Origin of the sequence: Micromonospora sp. NPDC000316 (genome assembly GCF_042898885.1) — a bacterium.
Taxonomy (GTDB): domain Bacteria; phylum Actinomycetota; class Actinomycetes; order Mycobacteriales; family Micromonosporaceae; genus Micromonospora.
The window spans coordinates 354,347-370,441 of the sequence record NZ_JBIAZG010000003.1 but is presented as its reverse complement, the minus strand read 5'-3'; the positions used below and the strand labels follow the sequence as shown (position 1 = coordinate 370,441).

Annotated in this window: 18 protein-coding genes; 9 read left to right on the top strand and 9 right to left on the bottom strand. The window is 69.7% G+C overall.

What is annotated here, in order from left to right:
- Positions 1-112 precede the first annotated feature (112 nt).
- The 4 genes from ACFY2Q_RS09960 to ACFY2Q_RS09945 form a co-directional block, all read right to left on the bottom strand.
- Positions 113-1,744: a cytochrome b N-terminal domain-containing protein gene (locus ACFY2Q_RS09960; RefSeq protein ID WP_387128859.1), complete on the bottom strand. Its 1,632-nt coding sequence runs from the start codon at positions 1,742-1,744 to the stop codon at positions 113-115.
- A complete protein-coding gene (locus ACFY2Q_RS09955) occupies positions 1,741-2,829 on the bottom strand; it encodes a ubiquinol-cytochrome c reductase iron-sulfur subunit (RefSeq protein ID WP_387128858.1) in 1,089 nt (362 codons plus the stop codon). Before ACFY2Q_RS09955 ends, ACFY2Q_RS09960 begins: the two co-directional genes overlap by 4 nt.
- 64 nt (positions 2,830-2,893) lie before the next feature.
- The gene (locus ACFY2Q_RS09950; protein WP_387128857.1) at positions 2,894-3,730 is read right to left on the bottom strand and encodes a cytochrome c; all 837 of its coding nucleotides are present in this window, start codon (positions 3,728-3,730) and stop codon (positions 2,894-2,896) included.
- 72 nt (positions 3,731-3,802) lie between these two features.
- The gene (locus tag ACFY2Q_RS09945; RefSeq protein ID WP_387128856.1) at positions 3,803-4,402 is read right to left on the bottom strand and encodes a heme-copper oxidase subunit III; all 600 of its coding nucleotides are present in this window, start codon (positions 4,400-4,402) and stop codon (positions 3,803-3,805) included.
- Between the two features lie 108 nt (positions 4,403-4,510).
- Here ACFY2Q_RS09945 and ACFY2Q_RS09940 point away from each other — a divergent pair, with 108 nt between their 5' ends.
- The 4 genes from ACFY2Q_RS09940 (at position 4,511) to ACFY2Q_RS09925 (ending at position 7,592) form a co-directional block, all read left to right on the top strand.
- The gene (locus tag ACFY2Q_RS09940) at positions 4,511-5,500 is read left to right on the top strand and encodes a cytochrome c oxidase assembly protein (RefSeq protein WP_387128855.1); all 990 of its coding nucleotides are present in this window, start codon (positions 4,511-4,513) and stop codon (positions 5,498-5,500) included.
- 187 nt (positions 5,501-5,687) lie between these two features.
- Entirely contained in the window at positions 5,688-6,083 is a 396-nt protein-coding gene (locus tag ACFY2Q_RS09935) for a hypothetical protein (protein WP_387128854.1), read from the top strand.
- 89 nt (positions 6,084-6,172) lie between these two features.
- A complete protein-coding gene (gene trpD / locus ACFY2Q_RS09930) occupies positions 6,173-7,219 on the top strand; it encodes an anthranilate phosphoribosyltransferase (protein WP_387128853.1) in 1,047 nt (348 codons plus the stop codon).
- Positions 7,220-7,385: 166 nt separating this feature from the next.
- Positions 7,386-7,592 (top strand): hypothetical protein, encoded by a 207-nt coding sequence (locus ACFY2Q_RS09925; protein WP_387128851.1) that lies wholly within the window; start codon positions 7,386-7,388, stop codon positions 7,590-7,592.
- 105 nt (positions 7,593-7,697) lie between these two features.
- On the opposite strand, the gene ACFY2Q_RS09920 is transcribed toward ACFY2Q_RS09925, so the two are convergent.
- Together ACFY2Q_RS09920 and coxB are read right to left on the bottom strand one after the other, a co-directional pair.
- A complete protein-coding gene (locus ACFY2Q_RS09920) occupies positions 7,698-8,123 on the bottom strand; it encodes a cytochrome c oxidase subunit 4 (protein ID WP_387128850.1) in 426 nt (141 codons plus the stop codon).
- 9 nt (positions 8,124-8,132) lie between these two features.
- Positions 8,133-9,104 carry a cytochrome c oxidase subunit II gene (gene coxB / locus ACFY2Q_RS09915; protein ID WP_387128849.1) on the bottom strand — a complete coding sequence of 324 codons (972 nt, stop codon included), beginning with the start codon at positions 9,102-9,104 and terminating at the stop codon, positions 8,133-8,135.
- Positions 9,105-9,451: 347 nt separating this feature from the next.
- On the opposite strand from coxB, the gene ACFY2Q_RS09910 reads away from it, so the two are divergent.
- From ACFY2Q_RS09910 to ACFY2Q_RS09890, 5 genes are all read left to right on the top strand, one after another.
- Entirely contained in the window at positions 9,452-10,603 is a 1,152-nt protein-coding gene (locus ACFY2Q_RS09910; RefSeq protein ID WP_387128848.1) for a cysteine desulfurase family protein, read from the top strand.
- The gene (locus ACFY2Q_RS09905; protein WP_387128846.1) at positions 10,600-10,833 is read left to right on the top strand and encodes a sulfurtransferase TusA family protein; all 234 of its coding nucleotides are present in this window, start codon (positions 10,600-10,602) and stop codon (positions 10,831-10,833) included. Before ACFY2Q_RS09910 ends, ACFY2Q_RS09905 begins: the two co-directional genes overlap by 4 nt.
- A gap of 219 nt (positions 10,834-11,052) precedes the next feature.
- Positions 11,053-11,604 (top strand): phosphoribosyltransferase, encoded by a 552-nt coding sequence (locus ACFY2Q_RS09900; RefSeq protein ID WP_387128845.1) that lies wholly within the window; start codon positions 11,053-11,055, stop codon positions 11,602-11,604.
- Between the two features lie 14 nt (positions 11,605-11,618).
- Positions 11,619-12,092: a GNAT family N-acetyltransferase gene (locus tag ACFY2Q_RS09895; RefSeq protein WP_355593165.1), complete on the top strand. Its 474-nt coding sequence runs from the start codon at positions 11,619-11,621 to the stop codon at positions 12,090-12,092.
- On the top strand, positions 12,079-13,140 hold the full coding sequence (locus ACFY2Q_RS09890) for an alanine racemase (protein ID WP_387128844.1): 1,062 nt from the start codon (positions 12,079-12,081) through the stop codon (positions 13,138-13,140). Before ACFY2Q_RS09895 ends, ACFY2Q_RS09890 begins: the two co-directional genes overlap by 14 nt.
- Positions 13,141-13,185: 45 nt before the next feature.
- Here ACFY2Q_RS09890 and ACFY2Q_RS09885 read toward each other — a convergent pair whose 3' ends face one another.
- From ACFY2Q_RS09885 to ACFY2Q_RS09875, 3 genes are all read right to left on the bottom strand, one after another.
- Positions 13,186-14,163: a carbohydrate kinase family protein gene (locus tag ACFY2Q_RS09885; protein ID WP_387128842.1), complete on the bottom strand. Its 978-nt coding sequence runs from the start codon at positions 14,161-14,163 to the stop codon at positions 13,186-13,188.
- Between the two features lie 186 nt (positions 14,164-14,349).
- Positions 14,350-14,721 carry an iron-sulfur cluster insertion protein ErpA gene (gene erpA, locus ACFY2Q_RS09880; protein ID WP_387128841.1) on the bottom strand — a complete coding sequence of 124 codons (372 nt, stop codon included), beginning with the start codon at positions 14,719-14,721 and terminating at the stop codon, positions 14,350-14,352.
- 181 nt (positions 14,722-14,902) lie between these two features.
- Positions 14,903-16,042, bottom strand: coding sequence for a glycerate kinase (locus ACFY2Q_RS09875; RefSeq protein WP_387128840.1), 1,140 nt, complete (start codon positions 16,040-16,042; stop codon positions 14,903-14,905).
- Positions 16,043-16,095: the final 53 nt, after the last annotated feature.

Sequence of the window (16,095 nt, the reverse complement as noted above, 5' to 3'; positions counted from 1 at the left end):
GACGGTCCCGCGTCGACCGTCCGACTCCTGGCCGGTTGGGTGACGACGGCTGATAAACGGCGTGGCGCCCGCCGGAGTCCGGCGGGCGCCACGTGACGCGGGGTTCGGGAGGTCAGCGGCGGCTCTCGCCGCTGCCGATCTCCTCGTGCTCTCCTCGAGGCTCGACCGGCGGGTGCCCCGGCGAAACCGGCGCCTCCACAGGCTTCTCGATCGGGTAGAAGAAGCCCCGGATCGCCGGGCCGAGGGCCCCGAGCCGGTTCATCTTCTTCGGCACCACCCAGCCGACGTACTCCAGCTCGCCGTGGCCGTCGCCGTGCCCGTTCGCCGCGCTGAGCGGCTGGTGCACCTCGACGAACCGGCCGTCCGGCATACGTCGGATGATGCCGGTCTCCACGCCGTGCGCGAGCACCTCCCGGTCGTGCTGCTGGAGACCCAGGCAGAGCCGGTAGGTGACGTAGTACGCCAGCGGCGGGACGATAAGCAGGCCGATCCGGCCGGCCCAGGTCATCGCGTTCAAGCTGATCTGGAACTTGTCGGCGATCACGTCGTTGGCGCCGGAGAGCGTCAGCACGATGTAGAACGACACCGCCATGGCGCCGAGCGCGGTCCGGGCCGGAACGTCGCGGGGCCGCTGGAGCAGGTTGTGGCTCTTGCGGTCCTTGAGGTGACGCGCCTCCAGGAACGGGTACAGCGTCGACATGCCCACCAGGATGCCGGGCAGCACCACAGTCGGCCAGAACAGCGGCGGGATGACGTAGCCGTCACCGATCGGGATGTTGATCTCCCAGGCCGGCATGAGTCGCGTCGAGCCGTCGAGGAACATGACGTACCAGTCGGGCTGGCTGGCGGCCGAGACCACCCACGCCTCGTACGGGCCGAACAGCCAGATCGGGTTGATCTGGAACAGACCGCCCATCAGCGCCACGACGCCGAAGACGACCATGAAGAAGCCGCCCTGCTTCAGCGCGTACCGCGGGAACATCCGCTCGCCGACCACATTGTTGTTGGTCCGGCCGGGGCCGGGCCACTGGGTGTGCTTCTGCTTGAAGACCAGGCCCAGGTGGACGCTGATCAGGGCGACAAGCAGGCCCGGGATGAGCAGGACGTGGGCGATGAAGAACCGGCTGATGATGATCGTGCCGGGGAACTCGCCGCCGAAGACCGACGAGGTGACCCAGGAGCCGATAACCGGGATGGACAGCATGATCGCCGAGGCGATCCGCAGGCCGGTGCCGGACAGGCCGTCGTCCGGCAGCGAGTAGCCGGTGAAGCCGGCCAGGAAGCCGACCCAGAACAGCAGCGAGCCGATGATCCAGTTGGTCTCGCGCGGCTTGCGGAAGGCACCGGTGAAGAAGACCCGCAGCATGTGCACGACGATCGCGGCCATGAACAGCAGCGCCGACCAGTGGTGCATCTGCCGCATCACCAGGCCGCCGCGGACGTCGAACGAGATGTCCAGGCTGGAGGCGTACGCGGCGGACATGGGGGTGCCCTGCAACGGGGCGTAGCTGCCGTTGTAGACCACCTCGGTCATCGCCGGCTCGTAGAAGAAGGTGAGGAAGACACCGGTCAGCAGCAGCACGACGAACGAGAACAGCGCGATCTCGCCGAGCAGGAACGACCAATGGTCCGGGAAGACCTTGTTCAGCAGCTTGCGCAGCGGGGTGGCCACCGCGAAGCGGTCGTCCACTCCCACCGCGGCCTTGCCCGGCGTCGCCTTCAGGTCAAGCTTTCGACGCTTCATGGCCGCTCCCAGAAATCAGGCCCGACGGTCTCGGTGAAGTCGGACTTCGCCACGAAGAAACCCTCGGAGTCCACTTCGATCGGCAGCTGCGGCAGCCGCCGGCTGGCAGGGCCGAAGACGGGCTTGGCGTTGTCGGTGATCAGGAACTGGGACTGGTGACACGGGCAGAGCAGCCGGTTGGTCTGCTGCTCGTACAGGCTGGCGGGGCAGCCGGCGTGCGTGCAGATCTTGGAGAACGCCGCGTAGTTGCCCCACATGTAGTCGCCGTGGCCGATTTTCTCGTTGGCCCGGCGGGACTCCTGCGCATCCGAGTCACGCAGGTGGATCAGCAGCGTGGGCGAGTCGGCGTGCAGGTTGCTCACGCCGTGCTCGATGCCCGGGAAGACGGTCAGCTGACCGCCGGCGCTGACGTCCGCCGGGCGGATCGGACGGCCGTCCTCGCGGACCAGGCGGATCCGCTGGCCACCCTCCGTGGGGGAGAAGCCGGTGCGGAACATCTGGTTGTTCTTGTGCGGGTTGGAGATCAACCCGCCGACCAGCGGCGCCGCAGCGACAGCGGCGACCGGCGCGAGACCGGCCAGCAGCGAGATGCCGAGCAGCGGGCGACGCTTCACACCCAACTCGTCGGCCATGTAGAGCATGGTCTGCCCGGTGATGGTGCGGCCCTCGGCGTCCACCGTGCCCTCGTGGCGGTCCTGGATCGAGACCTCCTTGGGCAGCAACTTCTTGCCCCAGGTCAGGATGCCGAAGCCGACGGCGAGCAGCGCCACACCGAGGGTGGCGCCGAGCAGCGGCGTGTAGAGCTTGTCGCCGCCTCGGCCCGGCTCGTACTGCCACGGCCACCAGATGTAGACGGCCAGGAACGCGGTGGCCGCCAGGCCGGTGATCAGGAAGAACGCGGCAACCACACGGGTCAGCCGACGCTCGGCCTTGGTGCCGGGCAGCACCTGCGGTTCGTAGTGGACGATCTCGATGTCGTCCCGACGAGCACCCTCGCGGACGATGTCGAACCGGGTCAGGCTGGGGTCGTTCAGGTCGAGCGGCTCCGGGCCGTGGGAGGCCGGGTGCTCGGTGTGGGTGCTCATGCCGTCACCTCGCTACGGGTGGCGCCGAGCGGCACCACGGCACGGAATCTGATGGTCCGCTCGGTCACGACTTGCCCGCAATCCACAGGCTGGCGAAGACGAGCGCCACGATGCCAACCAGGAAGATCGCCAGGCCCTCGGTGGAGGGTCCGTACCGACCGAGGTTGAACCCGCCCGGGTCCTGGTCGTGCTTCAGCGTCTCCTGGATGTAGGCGATGATGTCGGCCTTCTGCTCCGGCCGGAGCTGGTTGTCGCCGAACACCGGCATGTTCTGCGGACCGCTCAACATCGCCGCGTAGATCTGCCGGTCGGTCGCCGGGTGCAGGCTCGGGGCGAACTTGCCCGAGGAGAGCGCACCACCGCCGCCGCCGAAGGCGTGGCACTGGGAGCAGTTGATCCGGAACAGTTCGCCGCCGGACGCGACGTTGGCGCCGTCGCGGAGCACGTCGCCCTCCGGCACGACCGGACCGCCGCCGAGCTCCTGGATGTACTGGGCGAGCTGACGGGTCTGCTCGTCGGTGAAGAGCGGGGGCTTGCGGTGGGCCTGCGCCTCCTGCCGGGCCATCGGCATCCGGCCGGAGCTGACCTGGAACTCGACCGAGGCGGCGCCGACGCCGACCAGGCTCGGGCCGCGACCCTCGACGCCCTGGGCGTTGCGTCCGTGGCAGGTCACACAGCTCACGTCGAACAGCGCCTTGCCCTCGGCTGCGGCGCCGGTCAGCGGCGTGTTGTCCTGCGCCTGCGCACCGGGGGCGAAGACGGTGTAGGCACCGCCGGCGAGCATCAGCGCGGCGATCAGCCGGACTGCGGCGCCCAGCCGGCGGCGGCCCCTGCTGCGCGCGGCGGGCCGCGCGCGCAACCGCGCGAGCAGGCCGCGTCGGCGGTCGTTGTCAGAAGTCATGAGCGGTGTCCTTAACCGGTTGGACCTTGTCTCAGGGGACGAAGCAGCGGCGCGGTTCGTGACGCGCCAAGATCACTGAAGCCAGTAGATCATGGCGTACAGCCCGATCCACACGACGTCGACGAAGTGCCAGTAGTACGACACGACGATCGCCGAGGTCGCCTGCGCCGGCGTGAACCGACCCATGGTCGTGCGGACCATGAAGATGATGAAGGCGATCAGACCGCCGGTCACGTGCAGGCCGTGGAAGCCGGTCGTCAGGTAGAACATCGATCCGTACCCGTCGGCGTTGATCTTGACGCCCTCGTGGACCAGCTCCCGGTACTCGTTCAACTGACCGAGTACGAAGATCAGGCCCATCACGAACGTGACGGTGAACCAGCGCCGGAGCGCGTGCACGTCACCCTTCTCCGCCGCGAAGACACCGAGCTGGCACGTCACCGACGAGAGCACCAGGATCACGGTGAAGGTGGTCGCGTACGGAATGTTCAGGTGCTCGGTGTGCTTCTCCCATTGCTCCGGCGCAGCAGCGCGGATGGAGAAGTACATCGCGAACAGCGCCGCGAAGAACATGAGTTCGCTGGAGAGCCACACGATCGTCCCGACGCTGACCATGTTGGGTCGCGTCAGAGAGTGGATCCGGCTCTTGTCAATGGCTGGGGCCGCAGTCACGCCGTCATTATTGCCCCTGACCGGGGCCGGCGATCAGCGGGGTGGCAAACCTGCGCCTTCCGTGGGCCGACCGTCAGGGTCCGGTTCGCCTGGCCTAGCCTGAAAAGCGTGCTGCACGTCGATCCGATCCTCGCCGCCACCTCGGCCGTCCCGGCCGTTGTGCTCGCGGCCACTCCGGTGGGCTCGTCCACGCTGGCCGCCAGCGCCGAGGCGACCCCGCCACCGTTCACCGTCGGCGCGGTCCTGACCGAGACCCGACTGGACAGCTGGCTGGCCCTGGGCCTGGTGCTCGCCGCCGGTCTCTACCTCTACGGGGTGCACCGCCTGCGCGTCCGTGGCGACCGCTGGCCGGTCGCCCGTACGGCGTTCTTCCTCGGGCCCGGCCTGGGCGGCATCGCGCTGGTCACGGTCAGCGGGCTGCACGCCTACGACACCGCGCTGCTGTCGGTGCACATGATCCAGCACATGGTGCTCTCCATGGTGGCGCCGATCTTCCTCGCGCTTGGCGCGCCGATGACGCTTGCCCTGCGGACCCTGCCGGTCGGGCCGCGCAAGCGCCTCCTGGCGATCGTGCACAGCCGTGTGGCCCGCGTCTACAGCTTCCCGCTCGTGGCGTTCGCCATCTTCGTGGTCAACCCGTTCGTGTTGTACTTCAGCGACCTGTACCGCTACACGCTTGAGCACGCCTGGGCGCACGAGCTGGTGCACGCGCACTTCATCATGACCGGCTGCGTCTTCTTCTGGCCGCTGCTCGGGCTCGACCCGCTGCCCGGACGCTGGCCGTACCCGGCTCGCGCGCTGCTGATGCTGCTCTCCGTGCCGTTCCACACAGTCCTCGGGCTCACCATCATGCAGAGCAGCACGCTGTTCGGCGGCGACTGGTACCCGTCGCTCAACCTGGGCTGGGCCGACCCGAAGGCCGACCAGGTGCTGGCCGGCGGCATCCTCTGGGCGGGTGGCGAGTTCGTCAGCGTGACGATGATCGCGGTGCTCGTCGTGCAGTGGATCAAGCAGTCCGAGCGGGAGGCCCGCCGACTCGATCGCGAGCTGGACCGCCAGGAGGCACGCGAACGCGCCGCCGACGCCACGACCGCCTGAGCTGCGACGACGGTACGCGGAGCCGACGGCGGCAGGCGGCGTGTCGGCTACGTCACGCCGCCCGGTACGATCGGCGCAGTTTTTCGAGGTGGAAGCAGAGTGCCGGCATGAGTGAGCACAGCGAACGAATCATCGGGCTCAGTGCGATGGTTCCTCATGACGGCACGGAGCGAAGCGGAGTGCCGGCATGAGCGATCGACTTTGTACCGTCCTGCTCTACAGCGACGACCCGCAGGTCCGTGACCGGATGCGGCTCGCCGTCGGCACCCGGCCCGCGCCCGGGTTGCATGTCGAGTTCGTGGACGCGTCGACCTACGCCGAGACGATCCGCCTGGTCGACGACTATGAGATCGACCTCATGCTGCTCGACGGTGAGGCGAACCCGGGCGGCGGCATCGGCATCGCCCGGCAGATCAAGGACGACCGGGAGGACGCTCCCCCGGTCTGCCTGGTGATCGCCCGCGCCGCGGACCGATGGCTCGCCGCGTACGCCGAGGTCGAGGGGACGCTCGTGCACCCGCTCGACCCGGTGACCACCGGCAATACGGTGGCCGAGCTGCTGCGGACGCACGCACCCGCCTGACGTCCCCCGCTCTCCGGCACCGACGCGGCGCCGGGGTGATCGGCGCCGGTTCCAGCCCACCCGCACTTCGCACGCTCGGGAGGCCCGCCATGGGCGATCGGACCTGGCCGCACCTGCTCACCTCGCTGCTGCGCGGCGAAGAGTTGTCCAGCGCCGACACGGCGTGGGCGATGGGTGAGATCATGGCTGGTTCGGCGGGCGCCGCACAGGTCGCCGGCTTCGCGGTGGCGCTGCGGGCCAAGGGCGAGACCTCGGCTGAGCTGGCCGGCCTGGTGGAGACCATGCTGAGCCGGGCGGTCCCGGTCGACCTCCCCGACGAGCTGCGCTCGACAGCCCTGGACGTGGTCGGCACCGGCGGTGATCTCGCGCACACGGTAAATATCTCCACGATGGCCGCGCTTGTCGTGGCCGGCGCCGGCGTCCGGGTGGTGAAGCACGGCAACCGGGCCGCGTCCTCCTCCTGCGGCACCGCCGACCTGCTGGAGTTCCTCGGCATCCCGCTCGACCTCGACCCGGATGCGATCGTGCGCTGTGTCACCGAGGCCGGCATCGGGTTCTGTTTCGCGGCCCGGTTCCACCCCGGGATGCGGCACACCGGGCCGGTCCGCCGGGAGCTGGGTGTCCCCACCGTGTTCAACTTCCTCGGCCCGCTGACCAACCCGGCCCGGCCGCGCGCCGGCGCTGTCGGCTGCTTCGACGCGCGGATGGCGCCGGTGATGGCCGGAGTGTTCGCCGCCCGCGGCGACTCGGTGCTGGTCATGCGCGGCGAGGACGGGCTGGACGAGTTCACCACCGCCGCGCCGACCCGCGTCTGGGCGGCTCAGGGCGGCACCGTACGCGAGGCTGTGCTGGACGCGACGGACCTGGGGGTACCCCGGTCCACCCTCGGTGACCTGCGGGGCGGTGACGCCGCGTACAACGCCGGCGTGGCCCGTCGCCTGCTGGCCGGCGAGACCGGGCCGGTGCGCGACGCGGTGCTTGTCAACGCGGCGGCGGCGCTCGCCACCCAGGGCTCGCTGGAGGGCGACCTGACCGAGGCGCTGCGCGCCGGCCTGGACCGCGCCGCCGAGTCGATCGACTCCGGTGCGGCAGCGGCCACCCTCGACCGCTGGATCGAGACCGCCACCACCGTCTGACCTGCCCTCGACGGGCGCCGCGGCGACACGTGCGGCGCGGTGGAGGGTCATGCCGGCGGAGAGTTGTCGGACCCGGGTGGGAAACTACAGGCGAGTAGTTCTCCGCCGCTCTCGTGTGCCGCTGTCGCACCGGAGCGGGTGGCCCGAAATGTGAGAGGAGACGCCCGTGTCGGACCGCGAGCTCTACTGCGACGTCTGCGAGGGCGTGGCACCGTTCGAGGCGCCGCCCTGCGTCGACGGCCACGGCACCGACTGTCCCGAGCTGATCTGCACCGGCTGCGGAACGGCCGTGGTGATCGCCACGTTCACCGTGCCCGTCACCCGGCTGACCGACCGCCGGCACCGCCAGCCCACCCGCCGGCAGGCCGCCTGACCTGTCGACCAGCTCCGACGTACCGCATGACGAAGGCCCGCTCCCCCATCCGGGGAACGGGCCTTCGTCATGCGGTACGGGTCGGCCGCGAGCGCGGCCGGGTGATCAGTGCTCCGCGGTACGCCGGGTGCCTGAGTAGTACTCGAACAGCAGCCCACAGGCGCTGAAGATGACCGCCAGCAGACCGGCGCCGATCAGCCAGTACTGCCAGAACACCATGCCCAGAGCGGCGATCGCGGCGGCCAGCGCCAGGCCGAACGGCCAGTAGCTGCCCGGGCTGAAGAAGCCCACCTCGCCGGCGCCGTCGGCGATCTCGGCGTCCGGCCGGTCCTCAGGGCGCAGGTCGATACGGCGGGAGACGAACCAGAAGAACCCACCGCACATCGTGCAGAGCAGGAACGACAGCAGCAGGGCTACGGTGCCCACCCACTCGACATGGCCGGACTCACCGTGCGTCCAGGCGCCGTAGAGGATCGTGGCGCCGAAGAGGAACCCGGCGATGATCAGGAAGATTCGCCACTCGGTCTTCATGCGGCTGCCTCAGCTTCCCGGGATGGCCGGAGCGTCGTCCGGGTTGAAGTTGCTCTGCGTCCGCCGGGTGTCGAACGGCCGCGTGGTCTCCGCGTACGGCTCTTCACCGATCTCGGCAAGCGCATCCTGGGTGGACTTGCCCGCCTGCTTGGCCGCCAGGAACTGGTCGTACTTCTCCGGCGAGACCACGCGCAGCTCGAAGTTCATGAACGCGTGGTAGCTGCCGCACAGCTCGGCACAGCGGCCGACGTAGGCGCCCTCGGCGTCCAGGCTGGAAACCTCGAACACGTTGCGGACGTTGCCCGGGAAGACGTCCCGCTTGAACAGCAGCTCCGGCACCCAGAAGGAGTGGATGACGTCGCGGCTGGTCTCCTCGAACCGGATGGACCGGTTGGTCGGCAGCACGAGCACCGGGATGACGTCACTGGTGCCGAGCGTCGACGCCGTGGTGCGGGCGTCCGGGCCCTGCCCGTCGCGGTAGTTGAACTGCCAGTTCCACTTGAACGCGACGACCTCGACCGTGACGTCCGGGTTCTTCGACAGCTTGTCCACGTCGGTCTGCACGATCGCCGTGTAGTAGAACAGCACAGACACGATCAGGATCGGCGCGATGGTGTAGAGGAACTCCATCGGCAGGTTGTAGCGGGTCTGCACCGGCAGCGCGTTGCCACGCTTGCGGTAGCGCACGACGCACCAGAAGATCAGGCCCCACACGAAGACCCCGACCGCGAGCGCGGCGATGCAGGAGGCGATCCACAGGTCGTACATCCGCCGCGACTCCGGCGTGATGCCGCCCTGCGGCCAGCCGAAGCCGCCGAACGTCGCGCCGACGTCACAACCCGTGAGCAGGACCAGCAGCGCCACGCCACCGAGACCGAGCCCGGCCAACCGACCAGCACCACGTCCCCGGGGTCCACTTAACCCTGGCGAAGCGCTGTGCCGTACGGCCGACGGCCGTACCTCCGAACTCCTTGCGACCACCTGGTCCTGCCTCCCTAGCGCGCCGCGGTGCGTCTTCCGTCAGCACCGGCGGCAAAGGCGTCACCGACGGTCGCAGATTACTCGACCATGACGGGCTCGGCCGTGGTGGGGTCACTCTCCGCCCCCATCGGGGGGATCCTGCGCATACCGCCGCGATAGCGTTGGTAACCGTGAGCGCGAGGAGTGAGCCGGGGTTGCGAGCCCCGCAGCCGCGACCAAAGGCGGTCCCGTGAGCGCGAGGAGTGAGCCGGGGTTGCGAGCCCCGCAGCCGCGACCAAAGGCGGTCCCGTGAGCGTGAGGAGTGAGCCGGGGTTGCGAGCACCGCAGCCGCGAGCAAAGGCGGTCCCGTGAGCGCTTCCCCGGTCTATCTCGACGCGGCGTCCGCCGCGCCGCTGCATCCGGTCGCCCGGCAGGCGTTGCTGGCCGCGCTCGAGGACGGCTGGGCCGATCCGGGCAAGCTCTACACCCAGGCTCGTCGTGCTCGTCAACTGCTCGACGCCGCCCGCGAGGCCACCGCGCAGACGCTCGGCGTCCGCGCCGACGAGGTGTCCTTCACTGCCAGCGGTACGACGGCAGCGCACGCGGCAGTGCTCGGTGGCCTGGCGGGGCGGCGCAGAGTCGGGTCGACGTTCGTGCACTCGGCGATCGAGCACTCCGCCGTCCTGCACGCGGCGGAGCGGCACGTCGCGGCTGGCGGCGCCGCCAGTTCGGTGCCCGTCGACCGGCGGGGTCGACTGGACCTGGCTGCCTGGTCGGACGCCGTCCGGGTGCCCGGCGTCGCACTGGCCGCGCTGATCAGCGCGAGCCACGAGGTGGGCACCGTGCAACCTGTCGCCGAGGCGGCTGCCGCCTGCGCTGACGTCGGGGTGCCGCTGTATGTCGACGCGGCGCAGTCGGTCGGCCGGGTGCCGCTGCCGGCCGGCTGGTCCGTACTCACCGCAAGCGCGCACAAGTGGGGTGGGCCGCCCGGCGTGGGAGTGTTGGCGGTCCGCAAGGGCACCCGCTGGGAGTCGCCGTGGCCTGCCGACGAGCGGGAGGGTGGGCGTACCCCGGGGGCGTTGAACCTGCCCGCGGTGGTGGCGGCGGCGGCGAGCCTGCGCGCGGCGGCGGCCGACGCGGCGGCCGAGCAGGCCCGGTTGGCGCCGCTTGTGGATCGGATCCGGGCGCGGGTGTCGGCGGAGGTGCCCGACGTGGAGGTGGTCGGTGACCCGGTGCTGCGGCTGCCCCACCTGGTGACGTTCTCCTGCCTGTACGTCGACGGTGAGACGCTGCTGCACGCGCTGGACCGGCGAGGCTTCGCGGTGTCGTCCGGTTCGTCCTGCACGTCGTCGACGCTGCGGCCGTCGCACGTGCTGGAGGCGATGGGTGTGCTGTCGCACGGCAATGTCCGGGTCAGCCTGCACCGGGAGACGACCGAGGCGGATGTCGAGCGGTTCCTCGCCGAGCTGCCCGGGATCGTCGCCGGGCTGCGCGCCGAGGCCGGGGTGGTGGGGCTGTGACGATGCCCGACGAGGTGCTCGACTGCCGGGGCCAGCGCTGCCCACTGCCGGTGATCGCGGCGGCCCGACGGATGCCCGAGGTGCCGGTGGGCACTGTGGTGCGGGTGCTCGCCGACGACCCGGCGGCGGCGGTGGACATCCCCGCCTGGTGCCGGATGCGCGGTCAGGAGTTCGTCGGCGCGATCACCGGCCCCGACGGCCCGGCCTACGACGTCCGCCGCTCCCACTGACCGTCCCAGCTTTCGCTGTTGCCCATATTCCCGGAAAGAGGGCAATAAATCGCATCACCGGGGGTTTTTCGCCTCCGGGAAAGACGTCTCGGGAAGCGGGACTATCCGACGATACTCCCGCTGTCAACCATCGCTGATCGCTGCTTGTCGGAAGGGCACCGGGTTTAGCCGTAGCCCGTTACCATGCTGCCTCTAACTGAGCCTCAGACGGAGGACCTAGTGGCGATAGTCAACGCAGCGTCATTAGTTATTTCGAGCATAGCGAGCCTGTTCACCATCTTTTTGTCCATCCGGCTCATCCGCGAGCGAAACAAGATCTCGTGGAGAATGGTAGAGACGTGCACGAGGTCGCTGCTGAAAGAGATACAGGCGTCGAGCTTCGATCCTGACGTGGTCATCGGAGTCGGACGCGGCGGTGCGATTCTCGGCGGAATGCTTGCCGGGAACATGGGCCACCTTCCCCTGTTCGTGATCGACACCATACTCGACAAGACGGACGGGTTGAGCGCCGCCCATATCCGATATCCGGAGGTGCTACCGGATCTCGCCGGAAAGAGACTGCTACTTGCGGTGGGCGAATTGTATTCGGGGCAGGATCTGCGAGCGGCCCTTGAGCTCGCCAAGTCCAAGGCCCCCGCTACGATCAAGACCGTCTCGCTCTTCTCGCACCCGGCATCCTCGATCAAGCCAGACTTCGTCGGGCGGGAAACGAAGCAACCGTTGAGCGCTCCGTGGAGGATGAGCGATGTCTACCGAACGAGGCGACTATGACAAATGAGAACTACGTGCGGCCGGCGAAATCCTCGGATGTGGACGACCTCGTCCGCCTGCTCGAACTCATGCACGACGGCGACCGCAAGGCGCCCGCCTCCGACCGCGAGGTGGAGATCTTCGAGGACATGCTGGGGCAGGAGAATCGCCAGGTGCTCGTCGCCGACGTGGACGGCGAGGTCATCGGCACCGTCGATGTCGTGGTCGTCAGCAACCTGTCCCGAGACGGAAGCCCCTGGGCCATCGTCGAGAACCTGGTGGTCGATCCGGGCAAACGCCGCCTGGGCATCGGCCGCGCCCTGATGGAGGCGACGGTGCGGTTCGCGGAGGCAAAGGGCTGCTACAAGATCCAGCTGATCTCCAACAGCGCCCGGACGAACGCTCAAGCCCTGTACCGGTCCCTGGAGTTCAACGCGCCCGTGGACGGGTTCCGCCGCTATCTGAGGGGGGTCGCCGTGGTCTCAGGGAAGCCGGATGAGCAGCGTTGAGGCGGAGATCCCCACGCCCTACTGTCTGATCGACGGCGCGAAACTGGAGAAGAACATCGTCTCCATGCAGCGGCTTGTCGACGGCTGGGGTGCGAGCCTCCGCCCGCACTTCAAGACCCACAAGTCCAGCGCGATCGCCCTCATGCAGGCCGCGGCAGGAGCCAAGGGTGCCACCTGTGCGAACCTGCACGAAGCCGAAGCCCTGATCGCCTCCGGCATCGAGGACGTCTTCATCGCCTTTCCCCTCATCGCCGACCGATCCAATCGACGCGCCGTCGAACGCGTCCACGAGGACGGCGACGTGCTCTTCGGCGTGGAGTCGGTGCCGGCCGCCCGGGCACTTCGTGAGTGCCTGTCGGCGGCCGGGCGGCCGAAGGTGCTGATCGAGGTCGACTGCGGCTGTCGCCGCTCGGGAATCAACCCCGCGGATGCGGGAGAGTTCGCAGTGGCGCTCGGCAAGCTGGATTTCGACGTGCGGGGCATCTACACCTATCCGGGGCAGTCCTATCTTCCCGGCAAGTCCGCAGCCGCTTCCGCCGAGGAGACCCAGGCCCTTGGCCTTGCGTTGTCTCAGATGGAAAAACGCGGCCTGACCAATCTTGTCGTCAGTGCGGGATCAACACCCACCATGAGCCACGGCGGCTCCGACATCGTCACCGAATACCGCCCGGGGACGTACGCCCTGGGAGATCGCCAACAGGTCGCGCTGGGCATGGATCGCGCTCGGTCGGCGTTGTGCGTCGTCGCGACGGTGGTCCACAGCAGCTCCGACCGCGCCGTGCTGGACGCCGGAGCGAAAGCCATTGGCCGCGACCGACCCGCCTGGCTCGACGGATACGGCGAACTGGTGGATCTGCCCCGCGTCACAATTGATCGCATATTCGACCACCACAGCGTGATCGACCGACAGGTACGCCTTCCGGTCGGATCCCGGGTCTGCATATTTCCCAACAACGCGAACACAGTGGTCAACCTGCAGTCGGTGCTCTGGCTGTCGGAACCCGACGGAAAGCTGCAACCGCTGACGGTCGAGGCTCGCTCCGGCTAGGAGCAATGCCTGCCGTCAGCGGTTGTCAACAATCGGACAAGCCGACTATGGCAGCAGATGCGGGCGGATCTCGTCGGCGGCCGCATCGCCGTAGGACTCGGCGAGCCGCTTCACGAACAGGTCGCGGCGAACGTCGTACTCCTGAGTCCCGACGGTCTCCAGGACCAGCGTGGCGAGCAGCGAGCCGACCTGGGCTGCCCGCTCCAGGCCGAGGCCCCAGGACAGCGCGGTGAAGAAGCCGGCGCGGAAGCCGTCGCCCACCCCTGTCGGGTCGACCGCGCGGATCTCCCGGGCGATCGGCACGTGGATCGGGTCGATGCCCCGCCCGGCGATCTCCACGCCGTGCTTGCCAAGCGTGGTGACCCGCACCTTGACCAGGTCGAGCAGCTGGTCGTCGCTCAACTTCGCCTTGCTCTGCAGCAACGACTTCTCGTAGTCGTTGGTCATCAGGTACTCGGCGCCCTCGATCAGCGCCACCACGTCCTCGCCAGGCATCCGGGCGAGCTGCTGGGAGGGGTCGGCGGCGAACGCGTACCCGCGGCTGCGGCACTCGGCCGAGTGGCGCAGCATCGCCTCCGGGTCGTTGGCGCTGACCAGCACCAGGTCCAGGCCGCCGAGCCGGTCGGCGACCGGGGCCAGCTCGATGTTGCGCGCCTCGCTCATCGCGCCGGCGTAGAACGAGGCGATCTGGCACATGTCGGTGTCGGTGGTGCAGACGAACCGTGCCGTGTGCGCCACCTCGCTGATGTGCACCGAGTCGCAGTCCACGCCGTGCCGCTCCAGCCAGGAGCGGTAGTCGGCGAAGTCGGCACCCACCGCGCCGAGCAGCACCGGACGCAGCCCGAGCTGCGCCATGCCGAAGGAGATGTTCGCCGCCACCCCGCCACGGCGGAGCACCAGGTCGTCCACCAGGAAGGAGAGGGAAACCTTGTGCAGCTGATCGGCGATGAGCTGGTCGGCGAACCGGCCAGGGAAGCTCATCAGGTGATCGGTGGCGATCGAGCCGGTCACGGCGATCTTCATGTCAACCCTCGGGGTCGGGAGCAGGGCGCGGTCAGCCTACCGGCCCGGCAACCCTGTGGCGTCGGCTCGGTCGGACAATGGCAACCCGCCGGTAACCGGCGAGCCGGGCCCGCTCCGACGGTCACCCCGAACGGCGACGGGGCCGCCCCGAAGGACGGCCCCGCCTCGTGCTGGTTGTGGCGCGACTCAGTTGAACGAGTCACCGCAGGCACAGGAGTTGCCCGCGTTCGGGTTGTCGATGGTGAAGCCCTGTGCGTCGATCCGGTCAGCGAAGTCGATAGTCGCGCCGGACAGGTAGGGGGCGCTCATCCGGTCGACGACGACCCCGACGCCATCAAAATCGGTGACGACGTCACCGTCGAGCGAACGCTCGTCGAAGAACAGCTGGTACCGCAGGCCGGAGCAGCCACCCGGCTGCACCGCGACGCGGAGCCGCAGGTCATCGCGGCCCTCCTGCTCGATCAGAGCCTTGACCTTCTGCGCCGCGACGTCGGTGAGGACGACGGAAGTAGGGGCGGCCTGGGCCTCGGTCGACTCGGTCTGCGCTGGCGTGGTCACGTGGAAGTCTCCCTGCGCGGTTTGGGTCCGGACGCACTAGCCAACGCCGCGCGCCGTCCAGTGATTCCCGGTTGTGGTCCAGTTCCGATCGTACGCCGCCCCGGCCGGACGCACCCGCGTGGCGGGACCGGCATCGCAGGTCGCCCCGGACGTGGCGGTGCCGACCGCGCTGGCGGAGCGCTCAGCGGCTCCACTGCCGGGCCAGTCGGGCGCCCAGCTCGCGCAGCCCGTCCGCGGGCCGGCTGAGCGCGGCGTCCAGCCCGCCGGCCTCCTCCCCGCCGAAGTGCTCCACCAGGCTGTACGCGTCGGTAACCCCCGCCGAGGCGGCCTCCCGCCGACCGGTGCTCACCTGACCGGCCACCACCACGCAGGGGACCCCCCGGTCCCGGGCGGCGCCCGCCACACCGGCCACGACCTTGCCGCGCAGCGACTGGTGGTCGAAGGAACCCTCACCGGTGATCACCAGGTCGGCGGTGTCCAGCGCGGCGTCCAGCCGGGTGGCCCGGGTGACCAGACCGATGCCCGACTCGCAGCTGCCGCCGAGCGCGAGGATGGCCGCGCCGAGGCCGCCTGCGGCACCGCCGCCGGGCAGCGCGCCGAGCCCTGCCGGGCAGCCGGGCAGGTCCCGTTCCAGCACCGCGGCGAAGCGTTCCAGCGCGGCGTCGAGCAGCAGCACGTCGGCCCGGTCGGCGCCCTTCTGCGGGCCGAACACGTTGCTCGCGCCGTGCAGGCCGAGCAGCGGGTTGTCGACGTCGGTGGCGGCGACCAGCCGGATGCCGCGCAGGCGGGGAACGCCGTCCACCGCGGCGACCGCGGCGAGCGGTTCGCCGCCGTACGGCAAGGCGCGGCCGGCGTCATCCAGCGGGGTGACGCCGAGCGCCGTAAGCATCCCGGCGCCGCCGTCGTTGGTCCCGCAGCCGCCCAGCCCGATCACCACCGTGCGCGCCCCGCTCTCCACCGCGGCGGTGAACAGCAGGCCCAGCCCGTACGAGGTGGTGGCCTTCGGGTCACGCTCGGCGGGGGTGAGCAGGTGCAGGCCGCACGCTTGGGCGCTCTCCAGGTAGGCGGTGGCGCCGTCGACGGTGAGCAGGATCTCACCGGCCACCGGCCGGCCCAGCGGGTCGACTGTCGGCACCGGCACCCGCCGGCCACCGAGGGCCTCGGCGAGCACCTCCACGAAGCCCGGCCCACCGTCGGCGAGGGGCCGGATCAGCAGGTCGTCCTCGGCGGCGACGGTGCGCCACCCGGCGGCCACCGCGGCGGCGACCTCCGGTGCGGGCAGGGTGCCGGCGAACTTGTCTGGGCAGAGCAGCACACGCATGCCGAGCAGTGTGGCAGCCCACACCGAGCGGAGCTGCGCCGTGCTCGCGCTGT

Excerpts from the sequence above, each read along its gene's own strand:
- ACFY2Q_RS09960 (WP_387128859.1), bottom strand. The coding sequence starts at position 1,744 with ATGAAGCGTCGAAAGCTTGACCTGAAGGCGACGCCGGGCAAGGCCGCG.
- ACFY2Q_RS09890 (WP_387128844.1), top strand. The coding sequence starts at position 12,079 with ATGAGCAGCGTTGAGGCGGAGATCCCCACGCCCTACTGTCTGATCGAC.
- ACFY2Q_RS09955 (WP_387128858.1), bottom strand. The coding sequence starts at position 2,829 with ATGAGCACCCACACCGAGCACCCGGCCTCCCACGGCCCGGAGCCGCTC.
- ACFY2Q_RS09920 (WP_387128850.1), bottom strand. The coding sequence starts at position 8,123 with ATGAAGACCGAGTGGCGAATCTTCCTGATCATCGCCGGGTTCCTCTTC.
- ACFY2Q_RS09950 (WP_387128857.1), bottom strand. The coding sequence starts at position 3,730 with ATGACTTCTGACAACGACCGCCGACGCGGCCTGCTCGCGCGGTTGCGC.
- ACFY2Q_RS09875 (WP_387128840.1), bottom strand. The coding sequence starts at position 16,042 with ATGCGTGTGCTGCTCTGCCCAGACAAGTTCGCCGGCACCCTGCCCGCA.
- trpD (WP_387128853.1), top strand. The coding sequence starts at position 6,173 with ATGGGCGATCGGACCTGGCCGCACCTGCTCACCTCGCTGCTGCGCGGC.
- ACFY2Q_RS09935 (WP_387128854.1), top strand. The coding sequence starts at position 5,688 with ATGAGCGATCGACTTTGTACCGTCCTGCTCTACAGCGACGACCCGCAG.
- ACFY2Q_RS09885 (WP_387128842.1), bottom strand. The coding sequence starts at position 14,163 with ATGAAGATCGCCGTGACCGGCTCGATCGCCACCGATCACCTGATGAGC.